Origin of the sequence: Vreelandella massiliensis, assembly GCF_900155385.1 — a bacterium.
GTDB lineage: Bacteria > Pseudomonadota > Gammaproteobacteria > Pseudomonadales > Halomonadaceae > Vreelandella > Vreelandella massiliensis.
On sequence record NZ_LT699745.1, the window covers coordinates 961443 to 977935 of the forward strand.

Annotated in this window: 12 protein-coding genes and 2 tRNA genes; 11 read left to right on the forward strand and 3 right to left on the reverse strand. The window is 61.5% G+C overall.

The window, feature by feature from the left end; translation table 11 throughout:
• Window positions 1-3 precede the first annotated feature (3 nt).
• The gene (gene mltF / locus BQ9846_RS09160; protein ID WP_075880688.1) at window positions 4-1467 is read right to left on the reverse strand and encodes a membrane-bound lytic murein transglycosylase MltF; all 1464 of its coding nucleotides are present in this window, start codon (window positions 1465-1467) and stop codon (window positions 4-6) included.
• A gap of 197 nt (window positions 1468-1664) precedes the next feature.
• Here mltF and purL point away from each other — a divergent pair, with 197 nt between their 5' ends.
• The 8 genes from purL (at window position 1665) to nadA (ending at window position 11642) form a co-directional block, all read left to right on the forward strand.
• A complete protein-coding gene (purL, locus tag BQ9846_RS09165) occupies window positions 1665-5636 on the forward strand; it encodes a phosphoribosylformylglycinamidine synthase (RefSeq protein ID WP_075880689.1) in 3972 nt (1323 codons plus the stop codon).
• Window positions 5637-5657: 21 nt separating this feature from the next.
• Window positions 5658-7478, forward strand: a complete 1821-nt coding sequence (gene radD / locus BQ9846_RS09170; RefSeq protein WP_083651543.1) for a DNA repair helicase RadD — start codon at window positions 5658-5660, stop codon at window positions 7476-7478.
• Between the two features lie 27 nt (window positions 7479-7505).
• On the forward strand, window positions 7506-8453 hold the full coding sequence (locus BQ9846_RS09175; protein ID WP_075881714.1) for a segregation and condensation protein A: 948 nt from the start codon (window positions 7506-7508) through the stop codon (window positions 8451-8453).
• Window positions 8450-9211 carry an SMC-Scp complex subunit ScpB gene (gene scpB / locus BQ9846_RS09180; RefSeq protein WP_075880690.1) on the forward strand — a complete coding sequence of 254 codons (762 nt, stop codon included), beginning with the start codon at window positions 8450-8452 and terminating at the stop codon, window positions 9209-9211. Before BQ9846_RS09175 ends, scpB begins: the two co-directional genes overlap by 4 nt.
• A complete protein-coding gene (gene rluB, locus BQ9846_RS09185; RefSeq protein WP_075881713.1) occupies window positions 9195-10079 on the forward strand; it encodes a 23S rRNA pseudouridine(2605) synthase RluB in 885 nt (294 codons plus the stop codon). The genes scpB and rluB overlap by 17 nt, the downstream gene beginning before the upstream one ends.
• Window positions 10080-10157: 78 nt before the next feature.
• A tRNA-Lys gene (locus tag BQ9846_RS09190) sits at window positions 10158-10233 on the forward strand.
• A gap of 36 nt (window positions 10234-10269) precedes the next feature.
• Window positions 10270-10345, forward strand: a tRNA-Lys gene (locus BQ9846_RS09195).
• A 268-nt stretch (window positions 10346-10613) separates the two neighbouring features.
• A complete protein-coding gene (gene nadA / locus BQ9846_RS09200) occupies window positions 10614-11642 on the forward strand; it encodes a quinolinate synthase NadA (protein WP_075881715.1) in 1029 nt (342 codons plus the stop codon).
• 10 nt (window positions 11643-11652) lie between these two features.
• Here the strand turns inward: nadA and BQ9846_RS09205 are convergent, their stop codons facing one another.
• Window positions 11653-13236: a M48 family metalloprotease gene (locus tag BQ9846_RS09205; protein WP_235818945.1), complete on the reverse strand. Its 1584-nt coding sequence runs from the start codon at window positions 13234-13236 to the stop codon at window positions 11653-11655.
• A 173-nt stretch (window positions 13237-13409) separates the two neighbouring features.
• On the opposite strand from BQ9846_RS09205, the gene BQ9846_RS09210 reads away from it, so the two are divergent.
• Window positions 13410-13688: a sulfurtransferase TusA family protein gene (locus BQ9846_RS09210; protein ID WP_075880691.1), complete on the forward strand. Its 279-nt coding sequence runs from the start codon at window positions 13410-13412 to the stop codon at window positions 13686-13688.
• Window positions 13685-14812, forward strand: coding sequence for an AI-2E family transporter (locus tag BQ9846_RS09215; protein WP_075880692.1), 1128 nt, complete (start codon window positions 13685-13687; stop codon window positions 14810-14812). The genes BQ9846_RS09210 and BQ9846_RS09215 overlap by 4 nt, the downstream gene beginning before the upstream one ends.
• 60 nt (window positions 14813-14872) lie before the next feature.
• On the opposite strand, the gene BQ9846_RS09220 is transcribed toward BQ9846_RS09215, so the two are convergent.
• Entirely contained in the window at window positions 14873-15343 is a 471-nt protein-coding gene (locus BQ9846_RS09220) for a peroxiredoxin (protein WP_075880693.1), read from the reverse strand.
• A gap of 215 nt (window positions 15344-15558) precedes the next feature.
• Here BQ9846_RS09220 and dapA point away from each other — a divergent pair, with 215 nt between their 5' ends.
• On the forward strand, window positions 15559-16443 hold the full coding sequence (gene dapA, locus BQ9846_RS09225; RefSeq protein ID WP_075880694.1) for a 4-hydroxy-tetrahydrodipicolinate synthase: 885 nt from the start codon (window positions 15559-15561) through the stop codon (window positions 16441-16443).
• Window positions 16444-16493: the final 50 nt, after the last annotated feature.

The window sequence follows — 16493 nt, forward strand, 5'->3', positions numbered from 1 at the left end:
GAATTAGTTAAGCGGCGGCACGAGATCGAAGAGTAACAGAGCGTCATCGTTGACCGGCGTTTGCTCAAGCTGGAAGAACTGCCGACGGCTGCGTTCCACGTACTCGAGCATTTCATAATAGCGCCGGATATTGCGCACATAAATGACGGGTTCACCGCCGCGCGCATAGCCGTGGCGGGTTTGGCTATGCCACTTGCGCTGCTGCAAAAGCGGCAGTGACTCGCGTACATCCGCCCAGCTGTTTGGGTCGCCGCCGCGCATTTCGGTGATTTTGCGTGCGTCGTAAAGGTGGCCCAAGCCGACGTTGTAAGACGCTAACGCCATATAGATACGGTCATCGCCGGTGATGCTGTCGGGAAGACGTCCAATGAGGTGGCGGAGATAGCGTGCGCCGCCGTCGATGCTCTGCGCCGGGTCGCGGCGGTTGTCGATGCCCATCTCTTTGGCCGTGGGGCGGGTGAGCATCATTAGCCCCCGCACCCCGGTGGGCGAGACCGCATCCGGGTCCCAGTGTGACTCCTGATAGCCGAGCGCGGCCAGCAGCTTCCAGTCAAAGTTGGTTTCGCTGGCGGCCTGTTTGAACAGCGGCTCATAGCGCGGCAGGCGCGCATCGAGGTGCGATAAAAACGTGCGGGTGCTCACGTACTCAAGATAATCATCGTGACCGAAGTAGCGCGCGGTGAGGCTTTCAAGCGTGCCGCTCTCCTGCAGATCCTGAAGGAAGCGGTTGGCCGCCCGCAAAAAGCCGAGTCCGCGGCCGCTGGGCACCGCCCAGGCCATGGAGATGGGGTCGCCTATAAAAAACCCCCGCTCCACGTTGGGAAAAAAGAGCCGGTTGAGACGAAACTGATGGTCAAAGATCACCGCCGCGTCGAGGCTTTCGTTTTCGATTTGGACCAGCAGCTCGGCCACTTCGAGCTCGTTGGTCTCTTTCCAACTCAGTGCCGGGTGGTCGGCCTGAAGTGCGCGCAGGTTGGCCGAGGTCCCCGCCCCGCTTAAGGTGCCCACCTCCAGTCCGATCAAGTCGGCCGGCTCATCAATGCCGTGTAGCCCCCGACGATAGACCAAAAGCGGCTGCATTTGGATGATCGGCCGAGTGAAGTGAATGCCAGGAGTGGTAGGCGCGAGCGGCAGCCCCGCCGCGCCAAGGTCGCCCCGTTCGCGCACCGCTGGAAGCACGCTGTCCAAATGGTGGCTGGCATCGAGGTTTAAGCTTACGCCTAGGTAGTCGGCGAAGCGGCGCATCAGTTCGTACTCGAAACCGGTGGGACCGCGGCTGCCCTCGTAATAGGTCGTGGGCGAGGTGCGGGTATGCACTGTCATAAAGCCACGCTCTTGAAGGTGGTTTAAGTGCTCACCGGACGGAGGCAGCGAAATGGACGGCACCATTACCAGTAAGATCACAGCGATAAGCGCGTAATAGAAGCTGGCCTGGGCAGAAAAATGGCGGCAAATCAGCGTTAGCATGGCATCCAATCGGCATGGGTCATGGCGTCACGATACCCAGGCCGAGCCGGGCTGTCATCTTGTCGATTTCGTCTGCTCCGCGCTTTCCAGTATCATAGGGTGCCATCAGTGTCATGACAGAGGGCCGCTTTGCGGCCTGGTAATTTCCTACTAGAACGTTACCCAGAACCTTTTTCCTGCTTTAGAGGCTCCCAGATATGCTCGAACTGCGAGGCGCGCCCGCCCTATCTGCTTTCCGTCATGCCCGGTTACTGGAAACGCTGCGTGAGCGTGTGCCCGAGGTCGAGGCGTTGACGGCGGACTACGTCCACTTCATCGACCACCACGGCGAACTGGATAGCCCCGCCCGCGAGCGGTTAGCTCAGCTTCTGGACTATTCCCAAAACGGCGCCCAAAACGCGTCTAAGGACGCGCAGGGCGACGAGCCGGTTGAGCCACTCAGCGGCGCGTCGCGTTTTCTGGTGGTGCCGCGTATCGGGACGCAGTCGCCCTGGTCCTCCAAGGCCACCGATATCGCCCATAACTGCGGCCTTGAGGGCGTGGCGCGTATTGAGCGCGGCATCGACTATCGGGTGAGTTTCCGCTCGCCGCCGGACGAGGAGGAGTACACCGCCCTGGTGGCCCTGCTGCACGACCGCATGACCGAAACCGTGCTGTTCGACGCCTCCGATGCGGCCAAGCTCTTTGTCCATCACGACCCGGCACCGCTTGGGCGCGTGGATGTGCTGGAAGGTGGGCGCGAGGCGCTTGCCACGGCCAATGGCGAGCTGGGGCTGGCACTGGCCGAGGATGAAATTGACTATCTGGTGGACGCCTTTCAGGAGTTGGGCCGCAATCCCACCGACGTCGAGCTAATGATGTTCGCTCAGGCCAACTCCGAGCACTGCCGGCACAAGATTTTCAACGCCGACTGGGTGATCGACGGGCAAGCGCAGCCGTACTCGCTGTTCAAGATGATCAAAAACACCTTTGCCTCATCGCCCGATAACGTGCTCTCCGCCTATAGCGATAACGCCGCGGTCATCAAGGGCGCCTACGCGGGGCGCTTTTTCCCTGCGCCGCTGACCGGCGCGGAGGGCGAGCGCGCGCAGTACACCGCTCATCAGGAGCCGATCCATATCCTGATGAAGGTGGAGACCCACAACCACCCCACGGCGATCGCGCCCTTCCCGGGGGCTGCGACCGGCTCCGGCGGTGAGATCCGCGACGAGGGCGCCACCGGCATCGGCGGCAAGCCCAAGGCGGGGCTTTCCGGCTTTACCGTCTCCAACCTGCGTATCCCTGAGTTTGTTCAGCCGTGGGAGGCGTTTGACTACGGCAAGCCGGAGCGCATGCAGTCGGCTTTGCAGATTATGCTCGATGGCCCGATTGGCGGCGCGGCGTTCAACAACGAGTTTGGTCGGCCCAACCTGACCGGCTATTTCCGCACCTACGAGCAGGAGTCGCTCAACGAGGGCGGCATCGAGCGTCGCGGCTACCACAAGCCGATCATGCTCGCCGGCGGCTACGGCAACATTCGCGCCCACCACGTCCAGAAGGGCGATATCCCGGTGGGCGGCAAGCTGATCGTGATGGGCGGTCCGGCGATGCTGATTGGCCTTGGCGGCGGCGCGGCCTCCAGCATGGCCTCGGGCGTCTCCAGTGCCGATCTCGACTTTGCCTCGGTACAGCGGGAAAACCCTGAAATCGAGCGTCGCGCCCAGGAAGTGATCGATCGCTGCTGGGCGCTAGGCGAGCAAAACCCCATTCGCTTTATCCACGACGTGGGCGCGGGCGGGCTCTCCAATGCCTTGCCGGAGCTGGTCAAGGACGGCGGTCGCGGCGGGCGGTTTGATATTCGCGCGGTGCCCAACGCCGAGCCGGGCATGAGCCCGCTGGAAATCTGGTGCAACGAAGCGCAAGAGCGCTATGTGCTCGCCGTGGCGCCGGACGACCTGGCGACCTTTGATGCGCTTTGCCAGCGCGAGCGCTGCCCCTATGCGGTGGTGGGCGAGGCGACCGAGGCGCACCATCTGGAAGTCCGCGATGGCCATTTTGATAGCCAGCCGGTCGATTTGCCCATGAGCGTGCTGTTCGGTAAACCACCGAAAATGCAGCGCGAATTCAGCCGCCACACGCCGGAACTCTCCGGCGTCATGCTGGACAATCTGGACCTGCGCGAAGCGCTGGATCGGGTGCTGCGCCTGCCCACGGTGGCCTCGAAAAGCTTTTTGATCACCATTGGCGACCGCTCCATCACCGGACAAGTCGCCCGCGATCAGATGGCCGGCCCGTGGCAAGTGCCGGTGGCCGATGTGGCCGTGACCACGGCGAGCTTTGACACCCACGCCGGCGAAGCGATGGCGATGGGCGAGCGTCCGCCGGTGGCGCTGATCGACCCGGCCGCGAGCGCACGGCTCGCCGTGGCCGAGGCGATTACCAACCTCGCGGCCGCACCGATTGCCAAGCTCAGTGATATCAAGCTCTCCGCCAACTGGATGAGCGCGGCCGACCACCCCGGCGAGAATCAGGCGCTTTATGACGCCGTGTACGCCGTGGGGATGGAGCTCTGCCCGGCACTGGGAATCGCCATCCCGGTGGGCAAGGACTCGATGTCGATGCGCACCGCCTGGCAGGCCGAAAACCCCAAAGGGGAGACCGAGGAGAAGAGCGTGACCTCGCCGCTCTCGCTGGTGGTGACCGGCTTTGCCCCGGTCACCGATGCCATGGCCACATTGACCCCGCAGATCAACGTGGAGCAGGAAGAGTCGGACCTCATCCTGATCGATCTGGGCAACGGCCAGAACCGTATCGGCGGCTCCGCCTTGGCGCAGGTCTACGGCCAGGTGGGCAACGCGTGCCCGGACGTCGATGACCCCGAGGACATCAAAGCGTTTTTTGAGGTGATTCAAGGCTTGAATCGCGACGGCAAGCTGCTCGCCTATCACGACCGTAGCGACGGCGGCCTGCTGGTGACGCTTCTGGAGATGGCCTTCGCCGCTCACGCCGGGCTTGAAATCAAACTCGACTGGCTGATCGACGAGCCAGTGGAGGCGTTTAACGCGCTGTTTTCTGAGGAGCTCGGCGCGGTCATTCAAGTCAATCGTGCCGACACCGAGACGACGCTGGCCCAGTTCGCCGCCGCAGGCATTGAAACTTGCGGCGTGATCGCGCGCCCACGCTACGACGACCAGGTGCGCGTGACGCTGTTTGAAGAGCCGCTTTTGGAAACCACCCGCCAGTTGACCCAGCGCACCTGGTCGGAGACCAGCTACCGCATGCAGGCGCTGCGCGATAACCCCGAGTGCGCCAAAAACGAATTCGATAACCTGCTCGATGCCCGCGACCCGGGGCTCTTTGCCACGCCGACGTTCGAGGTCGACGAGGACATTACCGCGCCGTTCGTCAACACGGCCAAGCCGGCGATGGCGATCCTGCGCGAACAGGGGGTCAATGGCCAGGTGGAGATGGCCTGGGCATTCGATAAAGCGGGCTTCGACGCCGTCGACGTACACATGAGCGATATTCTTGAAGGCCGAGTGTCGCTGGATGCGTTCAAGGGCTTGGTGGCGTGCGGTGGCTTCTCTTACGGCGACGTGCTCGGCGCCGGCGGTGGCTGGGCGAAATCGGTGCTGTTCAACGCGCGCGCCCGCGAGCAGTTCTCCGCCTTCTTTCAGCGTGACGATAGCTTCTCGCTAGGCGTGTGCAACGGCTGCCAGATGCTGTCGCAGCTAAAGTCGCTGATTCCCGGCGCCGACGATTGGCCCGATTTCGTGCGTAACGAATCGGAGCAGTTCGAAGCGCGGGTGGCGATGGTGCGCGTGGAGCAGAGCCCATCGATTCTGCTCGCCGGCATGGAGGGCTCCCAGTTGCCCATCGCCGTGGCGCACGGTGAAGGTCGGGCGCAGTTCCGCGACAGCGCCCACCTGCGCACCATGCAGTCGAGCCGCCAGATTGCCCTGCGCTACATCGACAACTACGGCCAGGCCACGACGCGCTACCCGGCCAACCCCAACGGCTCGCCCTCGGGCATTACCGGGCTGACCACGCCGGACGGCCGCGTCACCATCATGATGCCGCACCCCGAGCGGGTAACCCGGGCGGTCACCAACTCCTGGCGCCCCGCTGAGTGGACCCAAGACGGCGCCTGGCTGCGGCTGTTCCGCAACGCCCGCGTCTGGCTGGGTTAACGCGGGCGAATAACGAACGCGATGCCTGTCAGCCACGAGCAAAAGGCGGCCCCTGGGCCGCCTTTATCGTCACCGCCACCCGTATCTCCGCCAGTACTGCGCCCCTATCAGCAGGAGGCGGTCAAACGCGTGGTGGCGCATTTTCGCCAATCCAGTGAGCCTGGCGTGGTGGTGCTGCCCACCGGCAGCGGCAAGTCGCTGGTGATTGCCGAGCTGGCGCGGCTCGCCCGGGGGCGCGTGCTGGTGCTGGCGCACGTGCGCGAGCTGGTGGCGCAGAACCACGCTAAATACGAGGCCTATGGGCTAGAGGCCGATATCTTCAGCGCCGGGCTCAAGCGCAAAGAGGCCGCGCGTCAGGTGGTGTTTGGCTCGGTACAGTCGGTGGTGCGCAACTTGGCAAGCTTCGACGATGCCGGCTTTCCCCTGCTGGTGATTGATGAGTGTCCCCGCGTCTCGCTGGATGACAATGCCAGCTACCGTCAGGTGATCGCCCCCCTGCGAACGCATACCCCCGGGTTTAAGATTCTCGGGCTACCCGCCACGCCGTATCGATTGGGGCAGGGATTTATCTACCACCGCCACCATCACGGCATGGTGCGCGGACGCGACGACGCTTTCTTTCGCGACTGCGTGTTCGAGCAGCCGCTGAGGCTGATGGTCAAGCAGGGTTACCTGGCCAAGCCCGAGCGACGCGATATGGCGGTGGCGCACTACGATTTTTCCGCGCTTTCGCCGGGCAGCCACGGTGTCTTTCGCGAGGAAGCGCTTAACCGCGTGGTGGCCGGAAACCGCGCCACGCCGCAGATTATCGCCGATATTATTGAGCACGCTAAGGCGCGCGAGGGGGTGATGATTTTCGCCGCCACGGTCGCCCACGCCGAGGAGATCATGGGGTATCTGCCGGATGGGCAAGCGGCGCTGATCACCGGGGCGACCGAATCGCAGACCCGCACGCGCTTAATCGCGGCGTTTAAAGCGCGAGACATCAAATACCTGGTTAACGTCGCGGTGCTGACCACCGGGTTCGATGCGCCGCACGTGGATGTGATCGCGATACTGCGGCCCACCGAATCGGTGAGCCTCTATCAGCAGATCGTTGGGCGTGGATTGCGCCTGTCGCCGGGCAAAACGGACTGCCTGATTCTGGATTACGCCGGCAACCCCTGGGATCTTTACGCGCCGGAAGTGGGCGAGCCCAAGCCCGATAGCGACAGCGAGCCGGTGCAGGTAGAATGCCCCGCCTGCGGGCATGCCAATCTTTTTTGGGGCAAGCGCGACGGAGAGCTTTTGATCGAGCATTTCGGCCGTCGCTGCCAGGGGCTTGTCGACGCAGAAGCGGGAAAGTCGCGCCAGTGTGACTTCCGCTTTCGCTTCAAAGTCTGTGGGGAGTGCGGCGCTGAGAATGACATCGCCGCGCGCCGCTGCCACGGCTGCCGAAAGCTTCTGGTCGACGCCGACGACAAGCTCAAGGACGCCTTGAAGCTTAAAGACGCCCGCGTGCTGAGGGTGAGCGGTATGCAGCTTGACGCCACCACCAACGGGCGCGGGCTGCCGCGCTTGAAGGTGACCTACTTTGATGAAGATGGCACGACGCTTTCCGAGTGGTTTGCGCTGGAAACGCCGGCCCAGCGGCGCGCGTTTTACGCCGCCTTCCTGCGCGACCACCTACGCGCCCCGGGAAGTAGGTGGCAGCCAACGACACCCGAAGAGGTGGTCAGCGAACAGCGCCGCCTGCGCCACCCGGACTTTGTCGTTGGGCGTAAGGTCGGGCGCCATTTTCAAATCCGCGATAAGCTGTTTGACTACCAAGGGCGCTTTCGTAAAGCGGCGGAGGCGTATTAACGTGTACCAACCAGAGAGCCGATGCGCGTGAGCGAGACGTCTGAAGCAAGCGAACCTGTCGTCGAGGCCGATGCGGCGCTGACCGAGGCCGTGGCGCGGCTATTTGACGAGCCGATTACCCAGCTTCCGGAGGATCTGTATATTCCCCCGGCGGCACTACGGGTGTTTCTGGAGGCTTTTGAAGGGCCGCTGGATCTGCTTTTGTACCTTATTCGGCGTCAAAACCTCGATATTCTCGCGATTAATGTCGCCGCCATCACCCACCAGTACATCGAGTATGTCGAGCTGATGAAGGCGATGGAGATCGAGCTTGCCGGCGAATACCTGCTGATGGCGGCCATGCTTGCGGAGATAAAATCGCGGACGCTGCTGCCACGCCAGCCCAAGGAGGAGGGCGACGACGAGGAGGACCCGCGCGCCGAGCTTATCCGCCGCTTGCAGGAGTACGAGCGCCTTAAAGAGGCCGCTGAGTCGTTGGATACGCTGCCACGCATGGGCCGCGACTGGTTTAGCGTGCAGGCAGGGTTGCCGCCGCTGGAGTCGCGGGTCGTTCACCCAGAGGTCGAGTTAGACGAGCTTCTCGGCGCGCTCGCCGGGCTGCTCAAGCGCGCCGAGCTGACCCAGACACACCATATCAGTCGCGAGGTGCTCTCCACCCGTGAGCGGATGCTGGCGATCATGGAGCAGCTACAGCGCGCGCCCGGTGGCTACACCCCTTTCGAGACGCTTTTCGCCCTAGAGGAGGGGCGGGCTGGGGTAGTGGTCACGTTCATGGCCATTTTGGAGTTGGCGAAAGAAGCCATGATCGAGATCGTCCAAAATGCTCCGCTTTCCCCTATCCATGTGCGCGCACGCCAAGAGGGCGCTGACGCAAAGGAGGGTGGCGACACCGGGGAAGACGAGGCGGCCTTTTCAGAGGGGAGCCCGTTTGAGGAGAGTCCGTTTGATGAAAGCCCGTTTGAGGGGATGACGTGAGCGAGCATTTGGCCATCAGTCTTGACGATATTCTCGAAGCCGCGCTGCTCGCTGCCGGTGAGCCCCTGGCGCTTGAGCGGCTGGAAACGCTGTTTCTGGATGACGAGTGTCCGCCGCGTAGCGATATTAAACAGGCGCTTTCGCGTTTGCAGCGCCGCCACGTAAGCAGTGCCCTAGAGCTTATCGAGACCGCCTCGGGCTACCAGCTGCGTATTCGTCCTCGGCTTTCGCCCTGGGTGTCCCGGCTCTGGGACGAACGCCCGCAGCGCTACTCGCGCGCGCTGTTAGAGACGCTGGCGCTGATTGCCTACCGCCAGCCGGTCACCCGCGGCGATATCGAAGAGGTGCGTGGGGTGAGTGTGTCGAGTTCGATTGTGCGCACGCTGATGGAGCGCGGCTGGATTCGCGTGGTGGGGCACCGCGATGTGCCGGGGCGCCCTGCCGTGTACGCCACCACGCGCACCTTTCTGGACGATTTTGGCCTGAAAACCTTGGAAGGGTTGCCGCCGATGCATGCGCTCACCGCGCAGGGGGAGCAAGATCACGAAACACCCCTGGACGCCGACGCCAAAACGCGGCAGGATGCGCCCCCTGAGACAGCCGAGAAGGCTGAACCCCACGCCGAGACGGCGTTAACCTCGCCGCTGAGCTTTGCCGATTTGGAAGCAAGGCTCGCGGCACGTGCGCAGCGCGGCGATGATGAGCCCGGGCGCACGTTGACAGAAGAGATATCAGATGAGTATGAATCAGGACAGTAACACCGCCCCCGCCGCCAGCGAAAAGCTGCAAAAAGTCCTCGCCCGCGCCGGGCTGGGCTCGCGTCGTGAGATGGAGAAAGCCATCGCCGATGGCCGAGTGCGCGTCAATAATCAGGTGGCGACGCTAGGCGATCGGATCGAGCCGCGTGACAAGGTTACCTTCGACGAGCGCCCGGTCGCGCTGCGCGCCGAAGAGGAGACGCCGCGCCGGGTGATCATGTACAACAAGCCGGAAGGCGAGCTGTGTACGCGCAAAGACCCCGAAGGGCGGCGCACCGTGTTCGAACGCCTGCCACGCTTGAAAGGCGAGCGCTGGATTGCCATTGGCCGGCTGGATATCAATACCAGCGGCCTGTTGCTGTTCACCACCGACGGTGAGCTTGCCAATCGGCTCATGCATCCCTCCACCCAGGTCGAGCGCGAGTACGCCGTGCGCGTCATGGGCGAAGTGAAAAAAGAGCACATTGTCGCAATGGTGGACGGCGTGATGCTGGAAGACGGCCCCGCGCGCTTTACCGATGTGCAGGAGTTCGGCGGCGAAGGCATCAATACCTGGTTCCACGTGGTGATTCTCGAAGGCCGTAACCGCGAGGTGCGCCGCTTGTGGGAGTCGCAAGGGCTGACGGTGAGCCGTTTGAAGCGCGTGCGCTACGGCAATATCTTCCTCGACAAGCGCGCCAAAGCGGGTGAATGGGTCGAGTTGGGTCAGGAAGAAGTGGATGATCTGGCCACCCTAGCGGGCTTGGCGTCGCGCAAAGTGCCGGAGTTGACGCCGGACGAGAAGAACCGTTGGAGCCGCGACAAGAACAAGCGTCGCCCCGTGCAAGCGATGCGCAAGCCGGGTATGCATAAGAATAAGCGCCGTTAAGCGATAAAAATAGGACGAAAGGCGAAAAAAGGCTTGCGGATGAAAGGCGCTATCCGTAAGATATGCATCCGTTCGGACGGGTCGTTAGCTCAGTTGGTAGAGCAGTTGACTTTTAATCAATTGGTCGTAGGTTCGAATCCTACACGACCCACCAATTCCGAATAATGTAAAACCGCAAAAGCGCTAGAAAGGGTCGTTAGCTCAGTTGGTAGAGCAGTTGGCTTTTAACCAATTGGTCGTAGGTTCGAATCCTACACGACCCACCAAATTCAACGCCCCTGACAGGTTGCTGTCAGGGGCGTTTTGCTGTGTAGATAAGAAAATCGCGACTCTGCATGTGACGTGCGTATGACACTTTGCCCTTGCAGTGTGCAACATTTTGACAGCACAATGGTCTAAGATTGCAGAACGATTTAGGCGGGCCATGGCGATAGACGCAGCGGTCAGCCGACAAAGGCGCGGCGCATGCGGAGCGCATTCGCTGCGGTTGATGCTCAACAGGGGGATTCCCTGTTTGTCACAGTGGTAGACACGATGACGATTATGACTTCTCAAGCGGAGCTCGATACGCAGCTTCCCAGTGCATACTGCCCCACGCGGATTCCTGCCGAAGATGAGGCGCGCGTCGAAGAGATCAAGCGCCTGCTGAAAGCGCATAATGCCGTGCTAGTGGCGCACTACTATACCGACGATGCCATTCAGCAGCTGGCCGAAGAGACCGGCGGTTGCGTGGCGGACTCCCTCGAAATGGCCCGCTTTGGCGCCCGACACGACGCCACCACCCTGGTGGTAGCCGGCGTGCGGTTCATGGGCGAGACGGCCAAGATTCTCTCGCCTGAAAAGCGTGTGTTGATGCCCACGCTGGAAGCGACCTGCTCGCTGGACATCGGCTGCCCGGCGGATGAGTTCAGCGCGTTTTGCGATGCGCACCCTGACCGTACCGTGGTGGTCTACGCCAACACGTCAGCGGCGGTGAAAGCGCGCGCCGACTGGGTGGTAACCTCATCCATCGCGGTGGACGTGATTGAGCACCTGCAGGCGAAAGGCGAAAAAATCCTGTGGGCACCGGATAAGCACCTAGGTGGCTATATCCAGAAAAAAACCGGCGCCGATATGCTGATGTGGGATGGCGCCTGTATCGTTCACGAAGAGTTTAAGGCCAAGGGCGTCGAGGATTTAAAGCGCCTCTACCCGGAGGCGGCGGTGCTCGTTCACCCCGAATCGCCCGAGCCGGTGGTACAGCTCGCCGACGTCGCGGGCTCGACCTCGCAGCTGATCAAGGCGGCGCAAACGCTGCCCAACGATAAGCTCATCGTGGCCACCGATCGCGGTATCTTCTTTAAGATGCAGCAAGCGGTGCCGGAGAAGACGCTGTTTGAAGCCCCCACCGCGGGTAACGGCGCGACCTGCCGTAGCTGCGCGCACTGCCCGTGGATGGCAATGAACGCGCTGGATAACCTTGCCGGCTCGCTGCGCGAAGGCACCGGCGAAGTGTTTGTCGATGACGCGCTGCGCCAGCAAGCGCTGAAGCCGCTGGAGCGGATGCTCAACTTTCAGCGCTGATCGCTCACCTCTAGCGAAACTCATCGAGCGCCTCGCGATGGCGTATAAACGCCTCGCGGCGCTGCTCGATGCGCGCCAATACTCTCGTGTCGTTTTCACGCTCGGCCGCATCGCGGGCGATATCGAGCTGTTGAATGCCCCGATCGACGCGCCCGGTCAACTGCAAATACTCCGCGCGGGCTAAATGCCCCCAGCCATTGCGATCGCTGCGCCCGGCGGCTTCGGCCAATAGGTTGAAGGCTTGAGGATTTTCCGGGTGGTCGGCGGCGACGTCGCGCAGCAAGTCGAAGGCGGCGGCCGGGTCACGCTGTAGTTGCGCTTCGGCAAGCATGAGTTGCGCCGGCAGGTACCCCGGCATCAGGCGTAAAAGGCGCTGGCTGCGCTCGATGGCGACGTCAAAGCGCCCCTCTTCAAGCGCGACTTGAACCGCGGTGGCGGGCAGCGCGGTGTAATCAGGGTGCTCGCGCGCCAGGCGGTCAAGGGTGCGCAGGGCTTGGTCCGTCTCGCCGTTACGCGCGGCCATGAGCGCACCTAGGTAGGTGATGGCGGTGTCATCGGCGTTTTCCTGACGCAGCCGCGTGAGCGCCTGTTGCGGGTCGTTGGCGTGGATGTGTAAAAGCGCCCGGCCGCGCATCATGTCGTAGAGCGTATCGCTTCGCGGCGAGTTGGTAGCGCCTAGCTGCGCAGCGCGGGCCTGGGTATCGCTTAAACGGTTTTCGCTGATGGGATGGGTGAGCAAAAACTCCGGCGGAGTGCCGCCTTGAAGCCGCGCCATACGCTGCATTTCACGAAACATCCTGACCATCGCATCGGGGTCGTAGCCGGCGGCGGCGAGCGCCTGTAGCCCCACGTGATCGGCTTCCTCTTCGTAACGGCGGGAGTAAGCGAGCTGATCTTGCCACAGCGCTGCCTGCGACCCCATCGCCGCGGCAATGCCAGCATCGCCAGCGCCGCTGGCGGCAATCAGCATGCCAGCGAGCATCGCGGCCATGGCGGGTATCTGGGTTTGCTCCGCGCGCGCGGTGCGGCGAGCGTGATGGCGCTGAGCGATGTGCCCGAGCTCATGCGCGATCACCGAGGCGAAGGCGCCTTCATCCTCCGCGAAGGCGAATAGCCCCGCATTGACACCGATCACGCCGCCCGGCACGGCAAACGCATTCAGTGCAGCGCTGTCGACCATGACGGTGATGGTGTCGATGCCACTGATTTGGCTGTGGGGAGCCAAACGCGCGACCATACGGTCAAGATAGTGATGGACGATAGGGTCTTGCCACTGCGGCGCCTGGGCGCGGAACTGGCGCAGCCAAGCCCGCCCTAAGCGTCTCTCTTCGCTGCTGGCCGATGACGACGCACTGCTCAAAGAGGGCAGTTGGTAGTTGCCTGGTGAGTAGTCGCCTAGTGAATAGTTGCTTTGTGAGTAGTTACCTGGTGAATAGTTACCCGGTGAATCATTACCTTGTAGGGCACTGCCCTGGAGTGGGTTGCCCTGAAGAGAGTTGCCCTGTGCCACGCTGGTCATACTGTATAGCAGCGTGCTGGCGGTTAAGGCGGCGGCACAAAGCCAGCGGGATCGCGCGAGACCAAGACGTGGCATAGCATCCTCTTGCATGATGGTAAGCAGCAGGGTTACGTCAGCCGTGCTGAAATCAGCCAAGCCAACGTTGTGACATTGAATCACGGTGAGAAGTGCCGTTAAATCGTAACGTTTCGCCCGGGGCTGATGTCTCGCATCATGCCACATAAACGCCCAACATAGCGGGGATGGGAATGTCGAAAGAGACGAACACAGAGTCAAGCCGTATCGGTGAGCCTGATGCGCTATTGGATGCGAGCGGTTTGCACTGTCCGCTGCCGCTACTCAAAGCCAAGCAGGCGTTGGCCTCGATGGAGGAGGGCAAGCTGCTCGAAGTGCGGGCCACGGATGCCGGGTCATGGCGCGACATGGCGTCTTTTGCCGAACAGAGCGCGCATACCCTGGAGGCGCGCGAAGCGCGCGAGGGCGTTTACTATTACTGGATTCGTAAAGCCGGAGTGAGTGCGTCATGACCATGCGCGCCATCCTCAAAAGTTGGGTAGAGCGCTACTTTTCCGATGAGGAAGCGATCATTCTGCTGCTGGTGCTCGTCGCCGGCTTCGCGGCGATTATCTGGTTTGGCCGTATGCTGGCGCCGTTTTTTACCGCGCTAGTGATTGCCTTTTTGTTGCAGGGGGCGGTGAGTGCCCTAACCCGGCGGCGGGTGCCGCACCTGCTGGCGGTAATAGTCGTTTTTCTGGGGTTTATTAGCGTGTTGCTGACCTTGGCGTTGATTCTTATGCCGCTTATCTGGAATCAGTTAGTGGGGCTGGTGCAGGAGACGCCGCGTATGTTTGCCAGTGGCCAAGACTGGTTGGATGAGCTGCAGTCGCGCTACCCCAACTTAATCACGCCGGATCAAATGCAGAGCTGGATCGGCGTTGCCAGTCGGGAAATCAGCCAGCTGGGTCAGCGAGCGCTAACCCTCTCGCTGGCGTCGCTGGGCAATATTATGGCGCTGATTATCTATCTGGTCTTAGTGCCCATCCTGGTCTTTTTTATGCTCAAGGACCGGGAAAAGCTGGTGGGGTTTACCCTTTCGCTGCTGCCACAAAAGCGCGATTTGCTGTCCCGCATCTGGCATGAAATGGACGCGCAAATCGCCAACTATATTCGCGGAAAATTTATCGAAATCTGTATCGTGGGCACGGTAGCGTTTTTGACGTTTGCCTATTTTGGCCTGCCCTATACGGCGCTGCTGGCGGTGCTTGTCGGCTTTTCCGTGCTGGTCCCCTACATCGGCGCGGCGGTCGCGACGCTCCCGGTGGCGGCGGTGGCGGGCTTTCACTTCGGCATTAGCGATGAGTTTGTCTATGTGCTGATCGCCTACGGCGTCATTCAAGCGCTGGATGGCAATGTGTTATCACCCATTTTGTTCTCAGAGACGAATAATATTCACCCTGTCTCAATCATTGTTGCGGTGCTGTTTTTTGGGGGTATCTGGGGCTTTTGGGGCGTTTTCTTCGCTATCCCGTTGGCCACCTTGCTCAAGGCGCTGGTTTACGCATGGCCGCGCGGGCTGCAAGAACGGGGCGGAGAGGCAAGAACCAAGGGCGTCTCGCGTGGCGCAAAAGAGGATGAGCCGGCGACACTTTAATGTGATGCCCCTGCGGCGGCGCAGGGGACCTTGCGGCTTTGCCGTTATCTAGCCACTTGATTAGCCGTTGAGGGCTTGCGCGGCCTGTAGCACGTCATCGGCGTGACCGGGAACCTTGACGCCGCGCCACTCCCGGGCGAGGTTTCCCTCAGCATCGAGCAAAAACGTACTGCGTTCGATGCCGAGATGCTCTTTACCGTACATCTTTTTGAGTTTGATGACGTCGAACAGCTGGCAAACGGTTTCGTCTTTGTCAGAGAGCAAATCGAAATTAAAGTCCTGCTTGGCTTTAAAGTTCTCCTGAGCGCGAATGCCGTCGCGTGAAACGCCGAGGATGACCGTGTTAGCCGCGTCAAATTGTGCTTTGCGGTCGCGAAAGTCGCCGCCCTCGGTGGTGCAGCCAGGGGTGCTGGCCTTGGGATAGAAGTAAATGACCACTTGCTGGCCGCGTAGCTCGGAGAGCGTCACGGTTTTATCGCCGGTGGCCGTGGCGGAAAAATCGGGTACGGGTTGGCCAATCTCAACGCTCATAGCAAACTCCTCATTAAGGTCTAAGAGCGTATGATTACACGTAAGCCGGGCGTCGCTGTCAAAGATGGGCAACAACAAAATGGGTGGTCGGGCAAAAATGCGCCACCAGCCGAGCTTTGCGCTGTACAGGGTCGAGTCGCCTGAGTACCATTTGCACTTATTGCCCGCCGGCTGGCGGCGCTTATCTCCCCTATTTTGAGTTGAGGAACAAACGGATGATCACAGGCAGCATTGTCGCCCTAGCGACGCCGATGAAGGTCAATGGCGACATCGACTGGGAGGCGCTTCGTCGTCTGGTGAACTTCCACCTGGAGAACGGCACCGACGCCATTGTTGCCGCGGGGACCACCGGCGAACCCACCACGATGTCATTCGCCGAGCACTTTGACGTGATTCGAAGCGTCGTGGAAGAAGTCAATGGCCGTATCCCGGTGATTGCCGGTACGGGCGCCAACGCGACGTCCGAAGCGGTCGAACTTGCGCGTTACGCCTCAGAGGTGGGCGCGGATTACTGCCTCTCGGTCTGCCCCTACTACAACAAGCCCACCCAAGAGGGCCTGTATCAGCACTTCAAGGCGGTCGCGGAAGGCAGCAAACTGCCGGTGATTTTGTACAACGTACCGGGCCGTACCTGCTCTGATCTCTATAACGAGACCGTGGTGCGCTTGGCCGAGGTGCAAAATATTATCGGCCTGAAAGATGCCACCGGTAACCTAGAGCGCGCGGAAGATTTGATCAGCCGCCTGAAGGGCAGCGGTTTTATGCTGTACTCCGGTGACGATGCCACCGCCTGCGATTTCATGCTGATGGGCGGTCACGGCGATATTTCGGTGACGGCCAATGTCGCCCCTCAAGCGATGCACGATCTCTGCACTGCCGCGGTGTCCGGGGATGCGGACAAAGCACACCAAATCAACACCCGGTTGATGCCGCTGCATACCAACCTAGGCATCGAGTCCAACCCGATCCCGGTAAAATGGGCGCTTAATCGCATGGGTTACGCCGAGGCCGGTATTCGCTTACCTCTCACGTGGTTGTCCGAAAAGTACCACGCCACCGTCAGCGAGGCGCTTCAGCTTGCCGGTGTGATTGAGGAGTGATCGGGTCGCTAGTTTCATGCTGGCTTGGTGCTAACGCCTGTGCCTAGCCC

What these genes read in the sequence shown, in the direction of transcription:
- rluB (WP_075881713.1), top strand. Translation starts at nt 9,195, where the DNA reads ATGAATCAGGACAGTAACACCGCCCCCGCCGCCAGCGAAAAGCTGCAA.
- radD (WP_083651543.1), top strand. Translation starts at nt 5,658, where the DNA reads ATGCCTGTCAGCCACGAGCAAAAGGCGGCCCCTGGGCCGCCTTTATCG.
- mltF (WP_075880688.1), bottom strand. Translation starts at nt 1,467, where the DNA reads ATGCTAACGCTGATTTGCCGCCATTTTTCTGCCCAGGCCAGCTTCTAT.
- BQ9846_RS09215 (WP_075880692.1), top strand. Translation starts at nt 13,685, where the DNA reads ATGACCATGCGCGCCATCCTCAAAAGTTGGGTAGAGCGCTACTTTTCC.
- BQ9846_RS09205 (WP_235818945.1), bottom strand. Translation starts at nt 13,236, where the DNA reads ATGCCACGTCTTGGTCTCGCGCGATCCCGCTGGCTTTGTGCCGCCGCC.
- BQ9846_RS09210 (WP_075880691.1), top strand. Translation starts at nt 13,410, where the DNA reads ATGTCGAAAGAGACGAACACAGAGTCAAGCCGTATCGGTGAGCCTGAT.
- nadA (WP_075881715.1), top strand. Translation starts at nt 10,614, where the DNA reads ATGACGATTATGACTTCTCAAGCGGAGCTCGATACGCAGCTTCCCAGT.
- BQ9846_RS09220 (WP_075880693.1), bottom strand. Translation starts at nt 15,343, where the DNA reads ATGAGCGTTGAGATTGGCCAACCCGTACCCGATTTTTCCGCCACGGCC.
- dapA (WP_075880694.1), top strand. Translation starts at nt 15,559, where the DNA reads ATGATCACAGGCAGCATTGTCGCCCTAGCGACGCCGATGAAGGTCAAT.
- purL (WP_075880689.1), top strand. Translation starts at nt 1,665, where the DNA reads ATGCTCGAACTGCGAGGCGCGCCCGCCCTATCTGCTTTCCGTCATGCC.